Source organism: Rhodospira trueperi (genome assembly GCF_900101965.1).
Taxonomy (GTDB): Bacteria; Pseudomonadota; Alphaproteobacteria; order Rhodospirillales; family Rhodospirillaceae; genus Rhodospira; species Rhodospira trueperi.
Genome location: NZ_FNAP01000016.1, coordinates 24,372 through 43,706, shown reverse-complemented (window position 1 = coordinate 43,706; position 19,335 = coordinate 24,372). Strand labels below are relative to the sequence as shown.

The window sequence follows — 19,335 nt, the reverse complement described above, 5'->3', positions numbered from 1 at the left end:
CGGAACGCGCCGGTCTGTCTGGCCACAGCGCCGCCGAGCCCGGCAGAATCTGCCGCCTCCCCGTCGGGACGTGCCGGGTGGGGACGCTTTGCGGACAACAGCCCGACGGAACGAGGAACAACGCCGCAGGGCGCACGCGACCGCCTCGACATGAACCTCCAGGCAGAGCAGGGCAGCGTGCTCTGGACCGATGCCACCGGGCGCGTGATCCGGTAGAGTTGGCGGCGTTCCCGTTCCGGTCAAGGCCCCGGCCCGCATGACAGACCCTCCGTCTCCTTCGTCCGGGACCGATGTGTCCCCCAGGTCCCCGCCAGGCCGCCGGCCGCTGTGGCGATTTCTGGCACGCGACATTCTCGGGCCGGTGCTGGCCCTGGGGGCCCTTGCAGGCGCGCTGTGGGTGGCCCGCGTTCCCCTGGTGGAGGCGCTGGCGCCCTGGGCGCTGGCCCGTGCAGGGTTTGGTCCCGCCGCGCTGACCGTGGCTGCGCTGGAGCCGGATCGGCTCGATCTGCGCGACGTCCGCTTGGGCGGCGGCCGGGTGATCGCGGACCGGATCACCGCAACCTATACCCCGGAGGGTCTGGCGCGGGGACGGATTGAGTCGGTGACCGTGAGCGGTGCCGACGCGGCGCTGGCGTGGGCGCCGGACACAGGCCTGGACGCCGGGCCGTTCAACGCCCTTCTGCGCAGCGGCGGAGGTGGCGGAACGGGACGCACGCCCGACCTTCCCTTCGACGGTTTGCGCCTGAATGACCTCCGCGTCACGCTGGACACACCCTGGGGGTCGCTGCGCGCGCTGGGAGACGGCGGGCTGGACACGACCGGAGCGGAGCCGGAGGCGAGCGCGGATGTGACCGTGTCCGGGGCCGGTCTGTTCGCGGTGGTTCAGGGACGGGGCCGACCGTGGCCCACACCGGCGTTCGAGGCCGTGGCCATGGTCCAGGCGGAGGAACGCGACCGGCCGGGGCTGGCGCGCGGTCTGGCCGGCCGGGGCACGCTGCGGTTGGACTGGCGCGATGGGCTGCTGTCGCTGACCGCCGACTCTCTCGCGCTGCGGGCCGACGCCGTGGATCCGGCCCTGCTGGCTCCCTTGCACCCGGCGTTGGCCGCGCTTGCCGAGGGACCGTTGAACCTGCGTGTCGAGCCCGTGGACGGCGGCGAGGCGCCGCGCCTCAGCCTGCCGCTGGCCCTGGGCACGGATCCGGCGTCGGGTCCGCCCCAGGCGCGCGGGCGTCTGCGCCTGGAAACGGCGCGGCTGGCGGTGACGGCCGAGGGGCGTGTGTCGGGCGTGGCCGCACGGCCGCGCGGCACCGTGGATCTGAACCTTCGGGTCCGCGACGCGGTGGCCCCGGTCCTGGGATCCGGGATTGGGGTGGACGCGGCGGGCCGCCTGACCTTCGACGACGCTGGTCTGGTCTGGCGGGCCGTGACACCGCTGCGTGTCACGGCGCCGGACCCGGAGCCGGCACTGGTCGAGGCTCTAGCATCGGGGCTCGGCGCGCCCCCGGTGTTGCCGCTTGACCTGACCGTGTCGGCGCGCGAGGGCGGCGAGGCGTGGCGCGCCACCCTGACGCCGGAGCCGAACGTGGATGGTCCGGCGGTCTGGGCCGTGGACCTCGACGGCGCGGTGACCGCGCGCGATGCGGGGTCCGCCCGCGCGTCCCTGTCGGCTCGCCTGGAGGGGAGAGCCTCCCCGGTGGACGGGCTGGGAACCGCCCGCATCAGAGACCTGACCATCACAGCCGAGGGCGTGGCGCCGATGGGACTGCGCCGGGTGACGGCGGGGCTGTCGAGCCCGCGCCTGGATCTGCGCGACGGGCGCGTGACGGGCACGCTGCGGGCGCGGGCCGACGCGGCCGGTCTGGAGACGGCGGGCCTCTTGGCGGGGCCGATCCACCTTACGGCCGCCGGAACGGTGGCGCTGTCCCCATCCCGGGCGGAGGTGACCCTGAACACGGGCGCGCTGGAGATCGCGGCGGCGCGTGCCACCGGTGGGGCCTGGACCGGGCCGTCCCTGCTGTCCCTGGCGCTGACGCGGGATCGCCGGCATGTGGTGATCCTTGACCGAATGGAGGACGGCGCGCCGGCCCTGACGCTGGGTCTGGCGCTCCAGCCCGTCGATCTGACCGGCACCGTGACGGGGCGGGTGGAGGGGGTGACGGCGGCCGGGCGCCTGCCGCCGGTTCCCGGAGCGCCGTTCGCGCTGTCGGCGACGGTGTCGCGGGCACGACTGGCCGACTGGCGGGTCTCGACCGCCACGGCCGACCTGACCCTGACGCCGGACGGCCCCACGCTCGATGTGACGGCGGTGCTGCCCGATCTGCCGGGCGAGCCTCCGGCGCCGGAGGGGGAACGCCATCCGCTACGACCGCTGCGCGTGCGCGGCACGGTGTCGCCGGATGCGGAGACTACCGGGCGGTTGCGGGTGGACGCGGCCATCGGGGCGCCGTTCCGCGCCACCCTGGCGTCGGCGCGGGGCTGGATCTCGGCCGACGGGCGGGACGGTCGGCTTGTCCTTGCCGGAACACCTCTCCCCCTGGGGAACGAAGGGGTTCAACCGTGGCACCTGCACGGGGCGCTGGTCGATCTCAGCACCCGCGAGGGCACCGTGGGCCTCCAAGGCACGCTGGCGTGGCGTAACGGCGGCCGCCCGCGCCCGGAGTTGTTGATCGGGTTGGTGGACGTCGGGGCCGCATACGGCGCCATACGGCTGCACAAACTGAACGGCGTGGTCCACTTGACGGACCTCGCCCCGCTGACCGCCCCTCCCCAGGACCTGGTGGCCGGCGGGCTGGATATGGGCGTTCCGTTCACCGACCTGGAGGTCACCTATCACATTGATGGAGAAGAGGGGGCGTTCGTGCTGGACGGGGCCAGCATGCGCCTCGCCGACGGTGACATCACCGTCAGCGAAGCCTTGGTTCCGCTGGCCGGATTCGACCGGGTGCCCCTGACCCTGACGGTCGAGGGACTGGACCTCGCCGAGCTGGCCGCCTTGACTCCGGTCGATGGGTTGACCATTTCTGGGGAGGTCAACGGCCGCCTGCCGCTGGTGCTCACACCCGGCGCGGTCCGCGTCGATGCCGGGCGACTGGCGACCATCGGACCCGGCGTGGTCCGGTACACCGGCGAGGCGCTGCCGGAGGGCATGCAGGGCGTGGATCTGGCGCGGCGGGCACTGGAGAACTTCCAGTACAGCGACCTGTCGCTGACCCTGAATGGCGACACGCGCGATGACATGGCGATGGCGGTGCGTCTGGACGGGGCCAACGACGCGGTCCTTGACGGATACCCGTTTCAAATTAATCTAAGTGTAAGCGGCCCGCTGACCCGTCTGCTTCAGGAGGGGCTCCAGGGCTATACGATTCCGCAGCGGATCACCGAAAAGCTGCGGTCGATGGGCTTGGATCCTGGGAGTCACTGACGCGGTTTCGAGGCCTCCGAGTCGCGGGTGGCGCGGGCGCGTGCGGTTGGGTGCCGGGGTCAAGTCCCGTGCGGTCACGACTCCAGACGTCATGGAAATATCGTAAACACTCAGTGCAATCGGTTGATGGGGCGGTTGTTCAATCGAATTTGGAGCGCTGTTCGGAGTCGGGCCGTTCCGCGCCCATGAAGTGCGAGTGTTCATCGTCGACCGCGTTCGACTATCGGGGGCATACTCGGGTTCCGTCGAGCGCGTTTAATCGACATCGGACGTAGATCGGACCCGAATGGTGGGAAGTGTCGACAAGCAGGCAGTTGTTCAGGAAACCAACCCAGACATGACCGGCGGGAACACGGGCGGCACGCACTGGCTGAAGGACGAGTTGTACGAACGCGTCCGCACCGATCCGGCCATCTTCGATTTCCTCCAGAACGGCTCACTTGACGGGCTCTGGTACTGGGACCTGGAGGGCATGCATGAGGAGTGGCTGAGCCCACGCTTCAAGGAGGTGTTCGGCTACGCCGACCACGAGATGGACAACACCGTGGACTGGTGGCAGTCCAATATCCATCCGGACGACCTCAAGGTCGCGCTCAACAACTTCGAAAAGCACAAGGCCGACCCGACTCACCCCTTCGATCAGGTGGTGCGCTATCGGCACAGGGACGGGCACACCGTCTGGATCCGGTGCCGGGGCATGATGATCCGTGACGAGGCCGGCCGTCCGGTGCGCATGATCGGCGCGCATACGGATGTCACCGCCCTGAAGGAAACGGAACGGGCGCTGAATGAGCGGGCCGAGGAGATGGAGGCCCAGATCACCGAGTTGCGGGACCAGGAACAGCGGCTGGAAAGTCAGGCCCGGGAACTGGTCGCCCTCGCCGAGTCGCTGGAGGAAAACCGGACCCGGCTGGAGGCGCTGAACGTGCAGAAGGACAAATTCTTCTCCGTCGTCGCCCACGACCTGCGGAGCCCGTTCACACCCCTGCTCGGGTTTTCCGAGATCCTGGCTACCCAGGGCGGCAGCCTGCCGCCGGATCGGGTGGTGGAGTACGGCGCCTTGCTGCACCGCGCCGCCACCGAGGTTCACAAACTGCTGGAGGACCTGTTGTCCTGGTCGCGCATCCAGCTTGATCGGATCGAGATCAATCCCGATGCCGTGGATATCGGCACACTGGTGGCCACCAACATCGAACGCTATCGCTACGCCGCCCAGGCCAAAGGAGTCAGCATCGAGGTCGAGCAGACCGGGATGGCTCGCGCCTGGGCCGATGTCAGCATGCTGGACACGGTCCTGCGCAACCTCATCAGCAATGCGATCAAGTTCACCCATCCGGGCGACAGCATCACGATCCGGGCCGATATGGCGGCGGACGGTGTCACCCTCTCGGTCAGCGATACCGGCGTCGGCATTGCGCCCGACCACTTGGCAGGCCTGTTCGACGTCGGCGCCCGGGCGTCGCTTATCGGCACCGGCGGCGAAACGGGAACCGCCATGGGCCTTCTGATCTGCAAGGAGATGATGGACCGCCTGGAGGGCTCGATCGACGTGGAGAGCGTTCAGGGCGAGGGCACCACCTTCCGCCTTGGACTGCCCCCGGCGACCGGGGATTGATCCCCCGCCCATGGACGCCAGCGCTTCCTCCCGTCCGGAGGGTGGCGATCAGATCGGCACCGATCACGGCTGGTGAAAGGCTTGCGCTTCTCTGATCGGGCGGCCGGCCTTTTCCGATGTTCGTCTCACGCCGCCGCGCGATCCGGGAACAGACCGGAAAGGCCGTCGGCACTGGCGGCGCAGACGCCGCGCTCGGTGACCAGTCCGGTGACCAGGCGCCCCGGGGTCACGTCGAACGCCGGGTTGGCGGCCGGGCTGCCCTCCGGCGTCACCGTGATCCAGGCGGTCTCGCCGGAGTCCAGGCGGCCCCACAGGCGCTGCACTTCGCCGGGGCCGCGATCCTCGATGGGAATCTCCGCCACGCCGTCCCGCACGGTCCAGTCGATGGTCGGGCTGGGCAGGGCGACATAGAACGGCACGCCGTTGTCCCGGGCAGCGAGAGCCTTCAGGTAGGTGCCGATCTTGTTGCAAACGTCGCCGGTCGCCGTGGTACGGTCGGTGCCGACAATGCACACATCGACCATGCCGTGCTGCATGAAATGACCGCCAGCGTTGTCGACGATCACCGTGTGCGGCACCCCGTGCTGGTTCAGTTCCCAGGCGGTCAGGCTCGCGCCCTGGTTGCGTGGCCGAGTCTCGTCGACCCACACATGGACCGGAATGCCGGCGTCGTGCGCCTTGTAGATCGGCGCCAGCGCCGTCCCCCAGTCCACCGTCGCGAGCCACCCGGCATTGCAGTGGGTGAGCACGTTGAACCGCTCGGGCTGGCCTTTCCGCTCCCACAGGTCGCGGAAGATGGCGTGGCCGTGATCGCCGATGGCCTCATTGAGCGCAACGTCCTCGTCGCAGATCGCGACAGCCCGGGCGACGGCGGCGGTAGCGCGTTCGCCGGGAGGCAGCGGTGTCAGGCGGGTTCGCAGGTCGTCCAGCGCCCAGCGCAGATTGATCGCCGTGGGGCGGGTGGCGAACAAGCGGTCATAGGCCGTGGCCAGCCCCCCGTCCGATGGATCAGCGCGCATGGCCAGCGCCAGTCCGTGCGCCGCCGTGGCGCCGATCAGCGGCGCACCCCTCACCAGCATGTCCTTGATCGCCCGGCAGGCATCGTCCAGCGTCTCCAGCCGCGTGATTTCATAACGGTGCGGCAGGCGGGTCTGATCAATGATCTCCACCGTGCGGCCGTCCTCGGCCAGCCAGATGGTGCGGGTGGGGGTGCCGTTGACCTTCATGGCGGGATCCCTCTCGGATGGCGTTCGTGTCGGCTTCTGCCTCCCATATCGGGAGGGGAAAGACAAGCCGCCAACCGGCTTCCGGGATGCGATCTGGCCTAACCTTCCAGGCGTTCCAGGACGAGGGCCCGCAGCGGCACCAGAGCGTCCAGGGTTTCCCGGGTGACGGAGATGATGTCGACGGCGCTGGCCGGGTGCGCCAGAATGTTCGCCACGCCCTCCAGGTCGCACTGGTCGATGATCTCCATCGGATCGCCGAAGTACGAGGCCACCACGGCCGCGTTGCGCTTGGAGTAGAGTTCCCGGGCAAACGGCAGAGCGTCGCGCATCGACCAGTCCAGGAACACCACCTCGGGCATGTTGGCGTCGATCAGGACGGGAGCATCCAGAACATTGTTTGCCTGAGAGACCCGCATGCCCTGATCCTGGAACACCCGCGCCATGAACGCCCGGCGTTCCATGTTGCTTTCGATGATGCTGACCCATCGGCCGGACAGGGTGTCACCGGCTGCGGCGGTTCGGGTCGGATCCTCTTTCAGTTTCAGTTTGCGCGAAATCTGGGCGTATTTGTACTTCCTCAGGTCCACTTCCACACCGTGGAAGGCCCGCAGCGCCTCCGCGTAGTGTTTTTTGTCCTCGTCCTGGATGTGACGGACCAACCACATGTTCAAAAAGCGCAGCGTCTCGTCGAAGGGAAAGCCGAGCGGGTCGGACTTGAAGGCCCCCACCGCGTCTGACATCTTGCCCACGATCCTGCGATGGATGGCCGTGTGCTCCTGGACGGTTTCATCGGGAACCTGGGCCAGTTTCATCGCCGCTTCCTCGATGAAAAAGTGAATGCGGCAATAGTTCATGACCAGCGCCAGTTCCCGGCGCACCGCCGGCAGGCAGTCTCTCCAGTTTCCCTGCAACAGGATCATACGGTTCAGACACCCCACCAGGATCTGATGATGAAGATCCAGGGTCGGGGAACTGACGCTGAGGTCCGGCGACCATGCGATCAGGGCATCATGCCCCTGCCGGGTTTCGGCCCGGTCGGTGGTGTCGAAATCCACGCGCAGATCGCTCATCGTATCCCCTCCATCGTCAGCCGATCCTTCAGCTCCGATGTACCACACATCGCCGCTATGATCGCCTACGGTGAGGGATCTACCCGGCAGTCCCGGAAAAAACCGCGCAGAAGATCCCCGGCCTCGCGCTCGCGAACACCGCCGATGACCTCCGGCCGATGATGGCAGGTGGCGCGTTCGAACACCCGGGCACCGTGCTCGACGCCGCCGCCCTTGGGATCGTAGGCCCCGAACACCAGGCGCTTCAGGCGCGCCAAGGCAATGGCCTGGGCGCACATGGCGCAGGGCTCCAGCGTCACCACGAGAGAACAGTCCACAAGCCGGGGCGTGCCAAGACGGCGGGCGGCTTCGCGGATCACCAGCATTTCGGCATGGGCCGTGGGGTCGGCGTCCGCTTCCACCTGGTTGCCGGCGCGGGCAAGCACCTGTCCGTCGGGACCGATCAGCACGGCCCCGACTGGAACCTCGCCTCGTCCGGCGGCGGCGCGCGCCTCCGACAGGGCCAGCGCCATCGGGTCCCGGTCATCGGGCACGGCCCGGGCCTTGGACCACGCGAAACCCGTCACGCCCGTTCGGTCACTGCCACAACGCGTCCAGCAGCCAGTCGAGCGGCCCGCGGGACTCTCCGGCGGCGGGGGCAAGCTCGGCCAGTTCGCTGGGTGACATCCGGTCGAAGTCCTGGGCAACGACCGTGGAGCCCTGTCCGCTCGCGCCGCTTCCCGGGCCGACCCCGGAGTTGAGATAGGGAACCGCCAGCGCAAGCAGGACCAAGGCCGCCAGGCCACTCATGATAGCGCCGGCACCGAAACCCGACCGGTGATCCCGGGTGTCGATGTAGAGCGTTCGCGCGAACGTCTCGGTGTCTGAACGGGCCTCTCGCAGATCTTCGGGGCTCGGCCCCTCACCGGATTGCGCCGACGCGCTCTGATCCGGGCGCCGACGTCCGAATGTTCGCTTCTGTGCCATGCCGGAGTCCTTCGCGCCATTTACGAAAATACTTGACGCATTGAAGGTAACCGACCGAGTCGCGAAGTCAACCCCCGATCAGATCGGCGATATTGTAACAACGATCATGGAAAGAGATCTGCATGGACATGCTGGACCCGGACGCCGTCAGGACGCCACCACCCCGCCGGCGGTTCAGCGCCTGCTATCGGCCGCCGCACCCTGTTCAGCCACTGGACCCTGAACGAGATCCCACAGGGTTGATGCTGGGGCCGTCGTCCTCTCCCGCGCGCGGGTTGACGCCCAGGTCGGGCAGGATCAGCAGCAGAACCAGCACGCCGAAGGCCCATCCCAACAGGACCCAGGGCCCGCCGCCCGCACCGGGGGCTTCGCGCCGGGTTCGGGAGGAGGGTGTCCGGATGCGGTCGAGGGTGTCATGGCCCGCTTCCTCCAGGCACATTTGCACCGTCCTTCGGGCCGGCCCGGCGCCGCGTCGGCGTCAACGCCCCTGCGTTTCGCCGCCCATGGCCGCCGGAACCTCAACCTTCATCTCGCGTCCGGCGACCGTCTGGCCCAGGGTCGCAAGCAGCGGCTCCGCCACCAGCGCGGCGACCTCGGCGCGCGACAGCCGGTTCAGCGGCGTATCCACCCAGCCGCGCCACAGGTAGGCGCCGGTCCGCGGATCGCTGACCGTGACCTGAAGGCGCATGGCCGACGCGAAGCTGTCCCGTCGAAGGTGCAGGACGTTCCCCTCCAGGGCGGTGGTTCGGCCGCGCAGGTCGGTCGCGTTCACCGTCGGTGGAACGGTCGAGGCGCGTCCGCTACCCCGCGCCTCCTCCATCTCCAGCACGCCCTTTGCCATCTCGGGAACACCCGAACGGATGACGTGAACGTCGAAATCCATCTCCAGGACGGTGGCCGTGTTCGGTTGGGCCGGAGAGGGTGGCAGGGCAGAGACGAGCGCGCTGTGAATGGCGTCGTGCATCTCCGAATCATCATCGCGCCGGATGACGAACACGGCGGGCGCGGGCAGCGGTTGGAACGCGGCCGCATTGATGGTCGCCTGCAACGGGTCTACGGGAACGACCGTGGCCCCGTTGTCGGCCAGCGCAGGCCGCGCGCCTGCGACCCCGGCCAGCACCAGCATGCCCACCACAAGAAGGCGTCGCACGCCTTGAGTCTTCATCGCCACGTCTCGCCCTCCAGACCGGCCCGTGTCAGGAATCACCGCGAGGCCCGAACCTATCCGGGGCCGACGGCCGAAAAGAGTCTACCCTGGATCGCGTCGGCACGAAACCGCCGCCGCGCCACGACAACCGGCCTCGGTGTGGGTGGAGAACCATGGGCCGGACAGCGCCGCCCCCCACCCTCCCCTAATCCCTGGGAAGACTGTCCGAACGAAGCCGACACCGCGACCGCAAAAGTCCAGCACCGGCGGGACCGGATAATCTGAAATCCACATTTCAGGCCGTCGGGGCCGGGGTCAATCCAGCTTGACCTCGCCATGGCGGAACGGAATCCAGTCCATGTATTCGGTACGGAACTGAAGACCGTAGGGCGATCTCAGAAAAACTTTTTCCAGGGGGGAACCGCCTTCCGCCTTGGTACGTTCAACATCCACAAGAGGAGATTTGGCGAACACGGCATCCCAGTAGGCATCCGAATTCAGGTCCTGACCCGATTCTTCCTTGTGCTTTGCGGCCTCGTCGATCAGACCCCAGGCTTCCTCTACCTGCTCGTAGCTCATGCAGTTGCCTCCTGATGTCTGGGCCCTTTGATGGCTGCGGCGCGGGGTCGGGCGCCCCCACGCCCCACGTTCGTTTGGGTCGTTTGGCCTTTTCTTTAGACTTTCGGGCCGCTCTGGTAAAGATATCGTGATGCCTGGGGGGACCGGCAGCCAATCGGGAGCGTCGTCCTTGACCGAACACCGCGAGATGTACCACGAGATCCAGACCCTGCTGGGCCACTTGGCGGCGGCCCTGGCCCTGCCATCGGAGCAGGTGGCCGCCCTGCTCGAGTCCGGCGATCTGACCCTGAGCCTGGAGACGGACGCCGACGGTCGCCCCTACATCGCGGCCGAGTACGGCGAGGGCGATGACCGACGCACCGCCCGTGTTTACAGGGACGCCGCGCTGCGGGCCCGGACGGACACCGACGCCAACGCCTGATCCACGATCCGTCGCCGGACCATCTTCAGCGCCCCCATTCAACGACCCTGAGCCCCCGTCATGGCCACCATGAAACCCACCGTCCAGCGATTCGAGACCGGAGACGTCATCTTCCGGGAAGGCGACGACAGCGCCACCGCCTATATCATCGCCGACGGCGAGGTCGTGCTTTACAAGGAATCCGCGCGCGGGCTCGTGCATCTGGCGACCCTTGGAAAGGGCGAACTGCTGGGCGAGATGGGAGCGGTCGAGAACGATCCGCGCGGGGCAACGGCGGTCGCGAAGAGCAACATCGTCCTGCACGCCTTTCCCCGCAAGGCGTTTGTCCGGAAGCTTATGGAAGACCCGGACATGACGGTGCGCATTCTCATTCGCTTGTCGCGCCGGCTGCGCAATGCCAACGACCGCATTGCCCAACTGGAACCTGCCGTCGACGTGGCACCGGAGGACACCGATTCGGCCTCGTCGGCCGGGGGGGCCGCGTCATCCCGATCCACCGCCCTGGCGACCTCCGACGGCGCGGGCGGAGAGGTGGAGCGGTCCGGCGGTCTGATCGGGCGCTTGATCGGGGCTCTACGGGGCGGAGGTGGCGGCCCCCGGGGCGCCGGCGCGGCGCTGGCCGGCGCGGCGCGGACCCGCCAGCCGGTCCTGCTGTTGGCAGGGTTTCCGGGAACCGGCGGCGATGAACAGCGCGCCCGGGTGCTGGCTGCCTTGGAAACTCTGCCCGGCGTGCGGGTACGCCGCCTCGACAAGTCGGTGCCGTATTCCCCCGAACTGGACCCCTATACCGCGCTGTCCGGAGCCGCCGCCATCGGCCGGCCGCTTCTGCGGGAGAACCTGGCCGATCTGCTGATCTGGGGTGGCCCCGATCCCACCGGCCGGCTGGTCGAGGTCCGCTTTCTGACGCCGTGGCCCAGCAAGGAGGTGGAACGGATCGGCATGATGTCGCCACAGAACGCCCTGTATCTGCCGCTGGACTTCGAGGACTCCTGGCATGTTCTGCTCAGGGCGGTGGCGTTGTCGGCGATGGAGCCGCGTACCGAGAACCAGGGCAAGGCGCTGGTAGAAATCTTGCCGCCGATGGCCGAGGAGGCCGGCGCGCTGCTGTCGGAATTGCCCTACGGCCTGAGCGGGCTGGAGACGGCGCACATCGTGGCCTGCTACGGCAACGTTCTCGCCGTCGTCGGGGCCTGGGCCAATGAACCGGCGTGGATGGAGCACGCGGCAGCCGCCTACGAGGAAGCCATCCGCCATCTGCCGCGCAATGCGGACGCCGAGTGGGGTGTCATTCACCGCTCACTGGGGCTGGTGCTCCAGGCGCTGGTGGAACGCGGCGCCGGCGGCATCGACCCCCGGCAGGCGGTGGACGCCTTCAAGGCGGCCCTGGATTCGTTCCAGCGGGACCTCTACCCTTATGATTGGGCCGGCCTGAAGAACCGCCTGGGAATTCTGTGTTATCGGGTCCACATGGCGGAGGGCGATCCCGCCGCCCTGCGCGACTCCATCACCGCGTTCCAGGCCGCCCTCCAGGTCTTCAGCCCGGCGGAGACCCCCGACCGCTGGGGCGAAATCATGCACGATCTGGCCCAGGTGCTTCAGGTGTACGGTGGTCAGGAGCGCAAGGGCGAGGTGATCGAACGCGCGGTCGAGGCCGCCCGGGCGGCCCTTCAGGTCCGCACCCTGGAGCGCGTGCCGCTGCTCTGGGCGGCCACACAGAACAACCTTGGCTCCGCGCTGTTCCTTCTGTTCCGCGTCACCCGGAACATCGGCGCCCTTCACGAGGCGCGCGAGGCCTTCCACCAGTCGGCCGAGACCTATGAACAGCACGGCGCGAAGCGTCAGGCGGACATCGTCACGCGCAACATGCGCCGGGTTGAAAACATGATCGACAGGCAGGGTACGCGGACGGTGGCCGATCCGGACTGGAGCGCGCGCCCGACCCATGGTGGCGGAATGGGCGGCGCGGCGACTGATTCGGAGGATAGCGACGGCCCGGAATCCCTGCCGATGGACGGCAACCTGCGATGAAACCGGCCGGGCCGGCCGGTGCGGAGGCGCCACGGACGCGACGAAAAATATCCCCTTCGTCATAAGACCAATTGGCGTCGACGGGTTTTTCGGGTATCCCTTGGATGGTTTTGTCGACTCCACGCTATGAAGGTTTCTCTTCCGCTATGCAGTCTCGGTCTTCCGCCACGGTTAAGTGGTTCAATGCCACCAAGGGCTTCGGTTTTGTGGCCCTGTCGGATGGCACTCCCGACGCGTTCCTCCACATCTCCGTGCTTCAGCGTGCGGGCTATCGGGATATCCCCGAGGGCGCGACCATTGTTTGCGACCTGTCGATGGGTCAGAAGGGACCTCAGGTGGCCTTCATCCACGAAGTGGAGGTCCCGGAGGGAGCCCAGGATCCGGGCGGCATGGACGCCTCCGACACAGAGGAAGAGATTGACGGTGTCGTCAAATTCTTCAGCGCTGACAAGGGGTTCGGTTTCGTGACCCCGGATGGGGGCGGCAAGGACGTCTACGTCGGCAGCCGCGCCCTGGAATACTCCGGGCTATCCAACCTGGACGCCGGACAGCGCGTGCGCATGATGTGCCGCATGGGCAAGAAAGGCCCCATGGCCGGGCGCGTGGAGTTGATCTGAGGGCCGGTCCGACGCCGTCCCGTCGACTCCGCTGGCTGACCTCGCCCTAGGAAGCGCGGTTCTCCGGAACGGGAGTGTTCGGGTCGGCTCCCGGGTCAGGGAGAACCGGCACACGGGGCGCGAATCGAAGGCGCCGCTCCGGGCGTGGCGTCATGGACCGGCGAATCGGGCCACCATCGCGACACAGAATGTTGAAGAGACGATAGCGGGCGTCGGTCCAGACCGGATCGACGCCCGTTCGCGTCAGGGGCGGCACGGCCGAGTTGCCGACACGCCCCCATGCGAACGCCCCTAACGCGGCCGCCTCCGGCGGCAACGTCTGAGGCGGTTTGGTGTCAGGACAAGAGAGACCGGCGCCGGTCAGAGCGCGTTGCGTTCCGAACCACGCACCGCGCTCTCGTTTTTGTTGAAGTTCAAGCAAATCATCGTCGCGATCCGGTCCGGATCGCTCGGAATTTGCCTTCGTGTTTGCTTTAGTACCGGTACGAATCCGGCTTGAACGGTCCCTGCGGGGTGACTCCGATATAGGCGGCCTGCTCCTCCGACAGGGTTTCCAGGTCCACGCCCAGCTTGCCCAGGTGCAGCGTGGCCACCTTCTCGTCGAGGTGCTTGGGCAGCACGTAGACCTGACGCTCGTATTTGTCGGCGTGGTTCCACAGCTCGATCTGCGCCAGCACCTGATTGGTGAACGAGGCGCTCATGACGAAGCTGGGGTGACCGGTGGCGCAGCCCAGGTTCACCAGCCGGCCCTCGGCCAGGACGATGATCCGCTTGCCGTCCGGGAACTCGATCTCGTCGACCTGCGGCTTGATGTTGTCCCACGTGTAGTTCTGCAGCGCGCCGATCTGGATCTCACTGTCGAAGTGGCCGATGTTGCAGACGATGGCCCGGTCCTTCATCGCCCGCATGTGGTCGATGGTAATGACGTCGATGTTGCCGGTGCAGGTGACGAAGATGTCGCCGCGCGGGGCGGCCTTGTCCATGGTGGTGACCTCGTAGCCCTCCATGGCGGCCTGCAGCGCGCAGATGGGATCGGCCTCGGTGACCACGACGCGGCAGCCGGCGCTGCGCAGCGACTCCGCCGAGCCCTTGCCGACGTCGCCGAAGCCGGCCACGACGGCGATCTTGCCGGCCATCATGACGTCGGTGGCGCGGCGCACGCCGTCCACCAGGCTTTCGCGGCAGCCGTACTTGTTGTCGAACTTGGACTTGGTGACGCTGTCGTTGACGTTGATGGCCGGGGCCAGCAGCGTGCCCTTCTTGGCCATCTCGTAGAGGCGGTGCACGCCGGTGGTGGTCTCTTCCGAGATGCCCTTCACGTCCGTCATCAGGTCGGCGTACTTCTCGTGCATGACCAGCGTCAGGTCGCCGCCGTCATCCAGGATCATGTTCGGGCGCCAGTCGTCCGGACCGAAGATGGTCTGGTCGATGGCCCACCAGAACTCCTCCTCCGACATACCCTTCCAGGCGAACACCGGAATGCCGGCGGCGGCAATGGCGGACGCGGCGTGGTCCTGGGTGGAGAAGATATTGCACGAGGACCAGCGCACCTCGGCGCCCAGTTCGATCAGGGTCTCGATCAGCACGGCCGTCTGAATGGTCATGTGCAGGCAACCGGCAATCCGCGCGCCCTTCAGCGGCTTGGACGCGCCGTATTCCTCGCGGGTGGCCATCAGGCCGGGCATTTCGGTTTCGGCGATATTGATTTCCTTGCGGCCCCAGTCGGCGAGGCTGATGTCCTTGACCTTGAAATCGGTGAACGTCATGGGGAAGCGGCTCCGGTGCACGTGAGAAGAATGGACACGGGCGCGGGCGCGCGCGATCACGGCACCCGGCTCGACTGAGCCGAAATATAAAGATATCTTTATATGCTTATCAAGCTGAATCCGTCGATGCGACTCCCCTGATCTCGGGACCTACAGCGCCTGGACGACGGACGCGGTATCCAGCAGCATGGACCGGAACAGCGTCAGAAGGTGCTGGTCGAGGTGGTTGGGGCCCATCTCCCGCATCATGTCGAGAGCCGCATCAGGTGCATGGGGCGGTTTGTAGATGCGCTGGTCGGTCAGCGCCCCGAAAACATCGACAATGGCCGCCATGCGCGCCAGTTCGTTGAGTTCGCTGCCCTTCAGCCCGTGCGGATAACCGGTGCCGTCGAGCTTCTCGTGATGCTGAGCCGCGATGGTCATGACCCCGCGCGGCAGGTGCTCGATACAATCGAGCAGTTCGATGCTGCGGTCTACATGCGACCGCATCACCACCCATTCCTCTGGGGTCAACCGGCCCGGCTTGTTGAGCACATAATGGGGAATGGCCACCTTGCCGAGGTCGTGCAGCACGCCACCGGTGCCCAGGGTCAGCAGGTCGTCCCGGGGCAAGCCAAGCTCCCGTCCGAAATGCGCGAGCAGGATCGCGACCCGAACGGAATGAACATAAGAGTAGTTGTCGTGTCCCTTGACCCCATTCAGCAGATCCGAGAATTGGTTGTTGCAGACCGCCGTCACGATGGGCGCGCAGCTTTCCCGGATCGAGACGTACTCGATGGGCTCGCCGTTCATGATCTGGTCCGGCAGGTCCCGGAACACGGCAATAGTCTGCGTCAGGGCCAGACGCTGGTTTTCCTCCAGGGTCTGCCATTCATCCTCGACAGATTTGCAGATGGCGTGAGTGACGGCGTCGTACAGGGTGTGCAGCGTGGCCGGTTTGATCAGGATCCCGAGCTCGGCCTCGTGCAGCAACGATACGAACCGAGACCCGCCGCTGCGCGTCATGCCGACGATGGGAATCGAGTGTGTCGCCTGCGACTCCCTCAGGCGCTGCACGACCGCCCCACCACCGTCGGGCGGCGTCGCCTCATCGACCAGAATCAGGGACGGCCGGAGCGCTCGCAGTCGTTCCTTCAGCGCCGGAGCGTCGGCAAACTCCTCAACTTCGTACTGCCCCCTCAGGGCTTCGGCCAAGTCACCGCGATGGCGGGTGAGCGGATCGACGATGAAGACGGTCTTGAGAGGGATATACGGAGGCGCGTCAACGCCATCGGATCGCTCGGCGAGCGAAACCACACCTTCGCCTTGAGTTTCGGCGCAGACCTCTTGCACGCGCACGATATGGCTGACAGATGACCGCGCCAAGCTGACCATAGGCAAGCCCACAAATTACAAAAGGTTCAAACGATCACAAACGACTAGAGAGGCTAGATCGCGAACCTTGATAAGTCAAGAAGGGCACCTACTGCTAACGATTGTACGTCGCGGCAACGGTTCAGTTAAAGCCTACCCTTTCAGGCCTCTTTTTTCTTAGGGATTTAAAGAAAGCCTCTGTTTCTCAAAGAAAAAGTCGCGGTCGGATCGACCCTGCCCAAGGGCCGCCCGACCGCCCGTTTTCACCCGGATTCTGGGGGCGCCTGAGCGCCCCCGACCGCTCCTTACAAGGAGCGGTTCGTCAGGACTTCGCTGCCTCGATGCCCTTGCTGATGAGGCCGCATGCCTCCTCAGGGTCGCCCCAGCCCAGGACCTTGGTCCATTTGCCTTCCTCAATGTCCTTGTAGTGGGTGAAGAAGTGCTCGATCCGCTTCAATTCGGTCGGGCGCAGATCCTTATAGTGCAAAACGTTGTCGTGGTACGGATGCAGCTTGGAGTGCGGCACGGCGAGAATCTTCTCGTCCATGCCGGCCTCGTCCCGCATCCTCATGACGCCGATGGGGCGCACCCGCATGACCGCGCCCACGGCCACGGCCAGCCGACCCAGAACCATGACGTCCACCGGATCGCCGTCGTCGGACAGGGTGTGCGGGATAAAACCGTAGTTGACCGGGTAATGCATGGCCGTGTGCAGGAATCGGTCCACGTACATGGCGCCCGACGCCTTGTCGATTTCATACTTCACCGGCTCGCCGCGCAGCGGCACCTCGATGATGACGTTGACATCTTCGGGCGGGTTTTCGCCGACGGGAATCTTGTTCAGGTCCATGGTGTGTTGCGTGTCCTTCGTGACGTAATGGACCAGCTGGCGCCGGGACAGTGTCCCCGCGTCAGCCGGCGCGGCGTTGGGAATAGGCGGACCCTATCCGTTTCCGCGCTGCGGCAAAACCCCGACGCGCGCGATGCCGGGTGAAATCGTCCAACGGTCATATCCGGACGCTGGACAGGCGGGGGCGCACTGCCGTTAAGTGATACGGTTTCCGGTTCACTCGTTCGCACCTGTAGGGCCGCTGGCCGAAGGACAGCCGCCACCAAGCCGAGGGGGCGGCGGGTGCCCTTCGGCCACCCGCCCTACACTTGATCCTCGACACACCGAACCGATCATCCGGTTTCCGTATGATTGACCCTGCTCCGGTCGCGCGAGGCCTCGCATGGATATCACCACGCTCAGCGTGCTCAACGCCGACACCGACGCCGCCCGCGCCGCCGGCGACCTGCTGCGCAAGAAGTACGGGCACACCGAACCGGAACACGCCGACGTGATCGTCGCCTTGGGTGGTGACGGCTTCATGCTGGAAACCTTGCACAAGCACATGCCCCTGGGCACCCCGATCTTCGGCATGAACCAGGGCTCGGTCGGGTTTCTGATGAACCAGTTCCGCATTCACGGCCTGATGGACCGTCTGCGCGCGGCCCAGCCCGTCTCGCTGAAGCCGCTAGCCATGATCGCCCACACCGAGGACGGCGCGATCGAGGAAGCCTTGGCCATCAACGAGGTCTCCATGCTGCGCGAGACCCGCCAGGCCGCCAAGCTGCGCATCAGCGTGGACGGCCGCGTGCGCCTCCCCGAAATGATCTGCGACGGCGTGCTGGTGTGCACCGCCGCCGGTTCGACCGCCTATAACGCCTCCGCCTACGGACCGATCCTGCCCATGGGAGCAAACGTCGTCGCGGTCACCCCGATCAGCGCCTTCCGGCCGCGCCGCTGGCGGGGCGCCATCCTGCCCTGCACCGCGACCGTGGGCATTGAGGTGCTGGAGGGCCGAAAGCGCCCGGTCAGTGCCGTGGCGGATTACACCGAGGTGCGCGACGTGGTCTCGGTCGAGGTACGCGAGAACCGGGACGCCAGCCTGCTCATGCTGTTCGACCCGGAACACAATCTGGAAGAGCGCATTCTGAACGAACAATTCATGCCATGACGGACGCCGACGGCGAGACACGGCGGCGGCCCTGGGGCGCCTGGGGGTTGACGCTCGCCCTGGGCGCGGGCGGCGGCGCGGTTTTCTGGGGTCTCGGGTTGCCGCTGCCGTGGATGCTGGGGGCCATCACCGCGACCACGGCGGTGGCCGTGACCGGCGGCCGGCTGGCCGTCGCCGACCCCCTGCGCACGGGAATGATCAGCATCCTGGGGGTGATGCTGGGCAGCGCCTTTCACCCGGGCATGCTCGAACAGATGGCGCGGTGGGGGCCCAGCCTGTGCGGCCTGCTGGCCTATGTCGGCCTCTCCACGCTGCTTGTGGCAGCGTGGCTGCGGCGGGTGGCCGGTTATGACCCGGTGACGGCCTGGTTCTCGGCCGCGCCCGGGGGACTGGGCCAGATGATCCTGATGGGCGGCGCCCTGGGCGGCGACGAGCGGGTCATCGGCCTCACTCACGGGATTCGCATCCTTCTGGTCGTGTTCACGGTGCCGACGGCGTTTGCGCTGCTGGCCGGTTACGAGCGGCCCGACGGGGGCGCCGTCGTCGGCGCCGGCCCCGGATCGGGCGGCTTTGACCTGATGGACGCGGTCTGGCTGCTGGGATGCGCCGTGCTGGGGGGACTCGGCGCCCGCGCCCTCAAGGTGCCGGCGGGCATGATGATCGGCCCCATGGCCCTCAGCGCGCTGGTTCACGGCCTTGGGTGGACCGCCTCGCACCCGCCGGCCCTGGCGGTGGCCGCCGCCCAGGTGGTGGTCGGCGCCAGCATCGGCGCGCGCTTCGCCGGCGTGTCGATCCGCGAGGTGGCCCGTCTGTTCGTCGCGAGTATCGGCGCGACGGCCGTTCTGTTGGCGCTGACCGTGGCGTTCGCGGGCGGCCTGTCCCTGGTCACCCCCCTGCCCCCGCGCGAGTTAATTCTGGCCTACGCCCCCGGCGGCGTGGTGGAGATGAGTCTGGTCTCATTGGCGTTGGGCGTGGATGTGGCGTTCGTCTCCACGCATCACATCGCGCGGATCCTGCTGATCGTTCTGCTCGCGCCACTGGCGGTTCGACTGACCGACCGGACGCCGGCTCGGCGATAAACCCGTGACGCAGCCGGTCCGCGTTCCCATGTGGTATCCGTAACCGG

17 protein-coding genes are annotated in these 19,335 nt (G+C 67.1%); 7 read left to right on the top strand and 10 right to left on the bottom strand.

The annotated features are described in order from the left end of the window. The first annotated feature begins 292 nt into the window (after positions 1–292). Positions 293–3,421 (top strand): intermembrane phospholipid transport protein YdbH family protein, encoded by a 3,129-nt coding sequence (locus tag BLS85_RS16345; RefSeq protein WP_143027231.1) that lies wholly within the window; start codon positions 293–295, stop codon positions 3,419–3,421. A 337-nt stretch (positions 3,422–3,758) separates the two neighbouring features. After that, complete coding sequence (locus tag BLS85_RS16340) at positions 3,759–5,036, top strand: PAS domain-containing sensor histidine kinase (protein WP_176793838.1); 1,278 nt, start codon at positions 3,759–3,761, stop codon at positions 5,034–5,036. Positions 5,037–5,161: 125 nt separating this feature from the next. Here the strand turns inward: BLS85_RS16340 and mtnA are convergent, their stop codons facing one another. The 7 genes from mtnA to BLS85_RS16305 all read right to left on the bottom strand — a co-directional run bounded on the left by mtnA (position 5,162) and on the right by BLS85_RS16305 (position 10,024). Continuing rightward, positions 5,162–6,262, bottom strand: a complete 1,101-nt coding sequence (gene mtnA, locus BLS85_RS16335; RefSeq protein ID WP_092787810.1) for an S-methyl-5-thioribose-1-phosphate isomerase — start codon at positions 6,260–6,262, stop codon at positions 5,162–5,164. Positions 6,263–6,360: 98 nt separating this feature from the next. Beyond that, complete coding sequence (locus tag BLS85_RS16330) at positions 6,361–7,332, bottom strand: hemerythrin domain-containing protein (RefSeq protein WP_092787809.1); 972 nt, start codon at positions 7,330–7,332, stop codon at positions 6,361–6,363. A 65-nt stretch (positions 7,333–7,397) separates the two neighbouring features. Further along, positions 7,398–7,844 carry a nucleoside deaminase gene (locus BLS85_RS16325; protein WP_092787831.1) on the bottom strand — a complete coding sequence of 149 codons (447 nt, stop codon included), beginning with the start codon at positions 7,842–7,844 and terminating at the stop codon, positions 7,398–7,400. A 64-nt stretch (positions 7,845–7,908) separates the two neighbouring features. Continuing rightward, on the bottom strand, positions 7,909–8,298 hold the full coding sequence (locus BLS85_RS19320) for a hypothetical protein (RefSeq protein ID WP_092787808.1): 390 nt from the start codon (positions 8,296–8,298) through the stop codon (positions 7,909–7,911). 205 nt (positions 8,299–8,503) lie between these two features. After that, positions 8,504–8,737, bottom strand: a complete 234-nt coding sequence (locus tag BLS85_RS16315; protein ID WP_092787807.1) for a hypothetical protein — start codon at positions 8,735–8,737, stop codon at positions 8,504–8,506. Between the two features lie 39 nt (positions 8,738–8,776). Next, on the bottom strand, positions 8,777–9,469 hold the full coding sequence (locus BLS85_RS16310) for a hypothetical protein (protein ID WP_143027230.1): 693 nt from the start codon (positions 9,467–9,469) through the stop codon (positions 8,777–8,779). Positions 9,470–9,760: 291 nt separating this feature from the next. Continuing rightward, positions 9,761–10,024, bottom strand: a complete 264-nt coding sequence (locus tag BLS85_RS16305; protein ID WP_092787805.1) for a hypothetical protein — start codon at positions 10,022–10,024, stop codon at positions 9,761–9,763. 169 nt (positions 10,025–10,193) lie between these two features. Between BLS85_RS16305 and BLS85_RS16300 the strand changes: the two genes are divergently transcribed. The 3 genes from BLS85_RS16300 (at position 10,194) to BLS85_RS16290 (ending at position 13,090) form a co-directional block, all read left to right on the top strand. After that, the gene (locus BLS85_RS16300) at positions 10,194–10,445 is read left to right on the top strand and encodes a hypothetical protein (RefSeq protein WP_092787804.1); all 252 of its coding nucleotides are present in this window, start codon (positions 10,194–10,196) and stop codon (positions 10,443–10,445) included. A gap of 60 nt (positions 10,446–10,505) precedes the next feature. Beyond that, positions 10,506–12,473, top strand: a complete 1,968-nt coding sequence (locus BLS85_RS16295; RefSeq protein ID WP_092787803.1) for a cyclic nucleotide-binding domain-containing protein — start codon at positions 10,506–10,508, stop codon at positions 12,471–12,473. A 146-nt stretch (positions 12,474–12,619) separates the two neighbouring features. Further along, a complete protein-coding gene (locus tag BLS85_RS16290) occupies positions 12,620–13,090 on the top strand; it encodes a cold-shock protein (protein ID WP_092787802.1) in 471 nt (156 codons plus the stop codon). A 473-nt stretch (positions 13,091–13,563) separates the two neighbouring features. Here the strand turns inward: BLS85_RS16290 and ahcY are convergent, their stop codons facing one another. The 3 genes from ahcY to ppa form a co-directional block, all read right to left on the bottom strand. Beyond that, on the bottom strand, positions 13,564–14,856 hold the full coding sequence (ahcY, locus tag BLS85_RS16285) for an adenosylhomocysteinase (RefSeq protein WP_092787801.1): 1,293 nt from the start codon (positions 14,854–14,856) through the stop codon (positions 13,564–13,566). Positions 14,857–15,006: 150 nt separating this feature from the next. Then, positions 15,007–16,152, bottom strand: coding sequence for a response regulator (locus tag BLS85_RS16280; protein WP_176793834.1), 1,146 nt, complete (start codon positions 16,150–16,152; stop codon positions 15,007–15,009). 379 nt (positions 16,153–16,531) lie between these two features. Beyond that, positions 16,532–17,059: an inorganic diphosphatase gene (ppa, locus tag BLS85_RS16275; RefSeq protein ID WP_092787799.1), complete on the bottom strand. Its 528-nt coding sequence runs from the start codon at positions 17,057–17,059 to the stop codon at positions 16,532–16,534. Positions 17,060–17,441: 382 nt separating this feature from the next. Between ppa and BLS85_RS16270 the strand changes: the two genes are divergently transcribed. Next, positions 17,442–18,209: an NAD kinase gene (locus BLS85_RS16270; RefSeq protein ID WP_092787798.1), complete on the top strand. Its 768-nt coding sequence runs from the start codon at positions 17,442–17,444 to the stop codon at positions 18,207–18,209. After that, a complete protein-coding gene (locus BLS85_RS16265; RefSeq protein WP_092787797.1) occupies positions 18,206–19,288 on the top strand; it encodes an AbrB family transcriptional regulator in 1,083 nt (360 codons plus the stop codon). Before BLS85_RS16270 ends, BLS85_RS16265 begins: the two co-directional genes overlap by 4 nt. Positions 19,289–19,335: the final 47 nt, after the last annotated feature.

Bases quoted from the DNA above. Each gene is read 5' to 3' on its own strand.
- ppa (WP_092787799.1), bottom strand. From the start codon at position 17,059: ATGGACCTGAACAAGATTCCCGTCGGCGAAAACCCGCCCGAAGATGTC.
- BLS85_RS16325 (WP_092787831.1), bottom strand. From the start codon at position 7,844: ATGGCGCTGGCCCTGTCGGAGGCGCGCGCCGCCGCCGGACGAGGCGAG.
- BLS85_RS16305 (WP_092787805.1), bottom strand. From the start codon at position 10,024: ATGAGCTACGAGCAGGTAGAGGAAGCCTGGGGTCTGATCGACGAGGCC.
- BLS85_RS16340 (WP_176793838.1), top strand. From the start codon at position 3,759: ATGACCGGCGGGAACACGGGCGGCACGCACTGGCTGAAGGACGAGTTG.
- BLS85_RS16270 (WP_092787798.1), top strand. From the start codon at position 17,442: ATGGATATCACCACGCTCAGCGTGCTCAACGCCGACACCGACGCCGCC.
- BLS85_RS16315 (WP_092787807.1), bottom strand. From the start codon at position 8,737: ATGTGCCTGGAGGAAGCGGGCCATGACACCCTCGACCGCATCCGGACA.
- BLS85_RS19320 (WP_092787808.1), bottom strand. From the start codon at position 8,298: ATGGCACAGAAGCGAACATTCGGACGTCGGCGCCCGGATCAGAGCGCG.
- BLS85_RS16265 (WP_092787797.1), top strand. From the start codon at position 18,206: ATGACGGACGCCGACGGCGAGACACGGCGGCGGCCCTGGGGCGCCTGG.
- BLS85_RS16330 (WP_092787809.1), bottom strand. From the start codon at position 7,332: ATGAGCGATCTGCGCGTGGATTTCGACACCACCGACCGGGCCGAAACC.
- ahcY (WP_092787801.1), bottom strand. From the start codon at position 14,856: ATGACGTTCACCGATTTCAAGGTCAAGGACATCAGCCTCGCCGACTGG.
- mtnA (WP_092787810.1), bottom strand. From the start codon at position 6,262: ATGAAGGTCAACGGCACCCCCACCCGCACCATCTGGCTGGCCGAGGAC.
- BLS85_RS16290 (WP_092787802.1), top strand. From the start codon at position 12,620: ATGCAGTCTCGGTCTTCCGCCACGGTTAAGTGGTTCAATGCCACCAAG.
- BLS85_RS16295 (WP_092787803.1), top strand. From the start codon at position 10,506: ATGGCCACCATGAAACCCACCGTCCAGCGATTCGAGACCGGAGACGTC.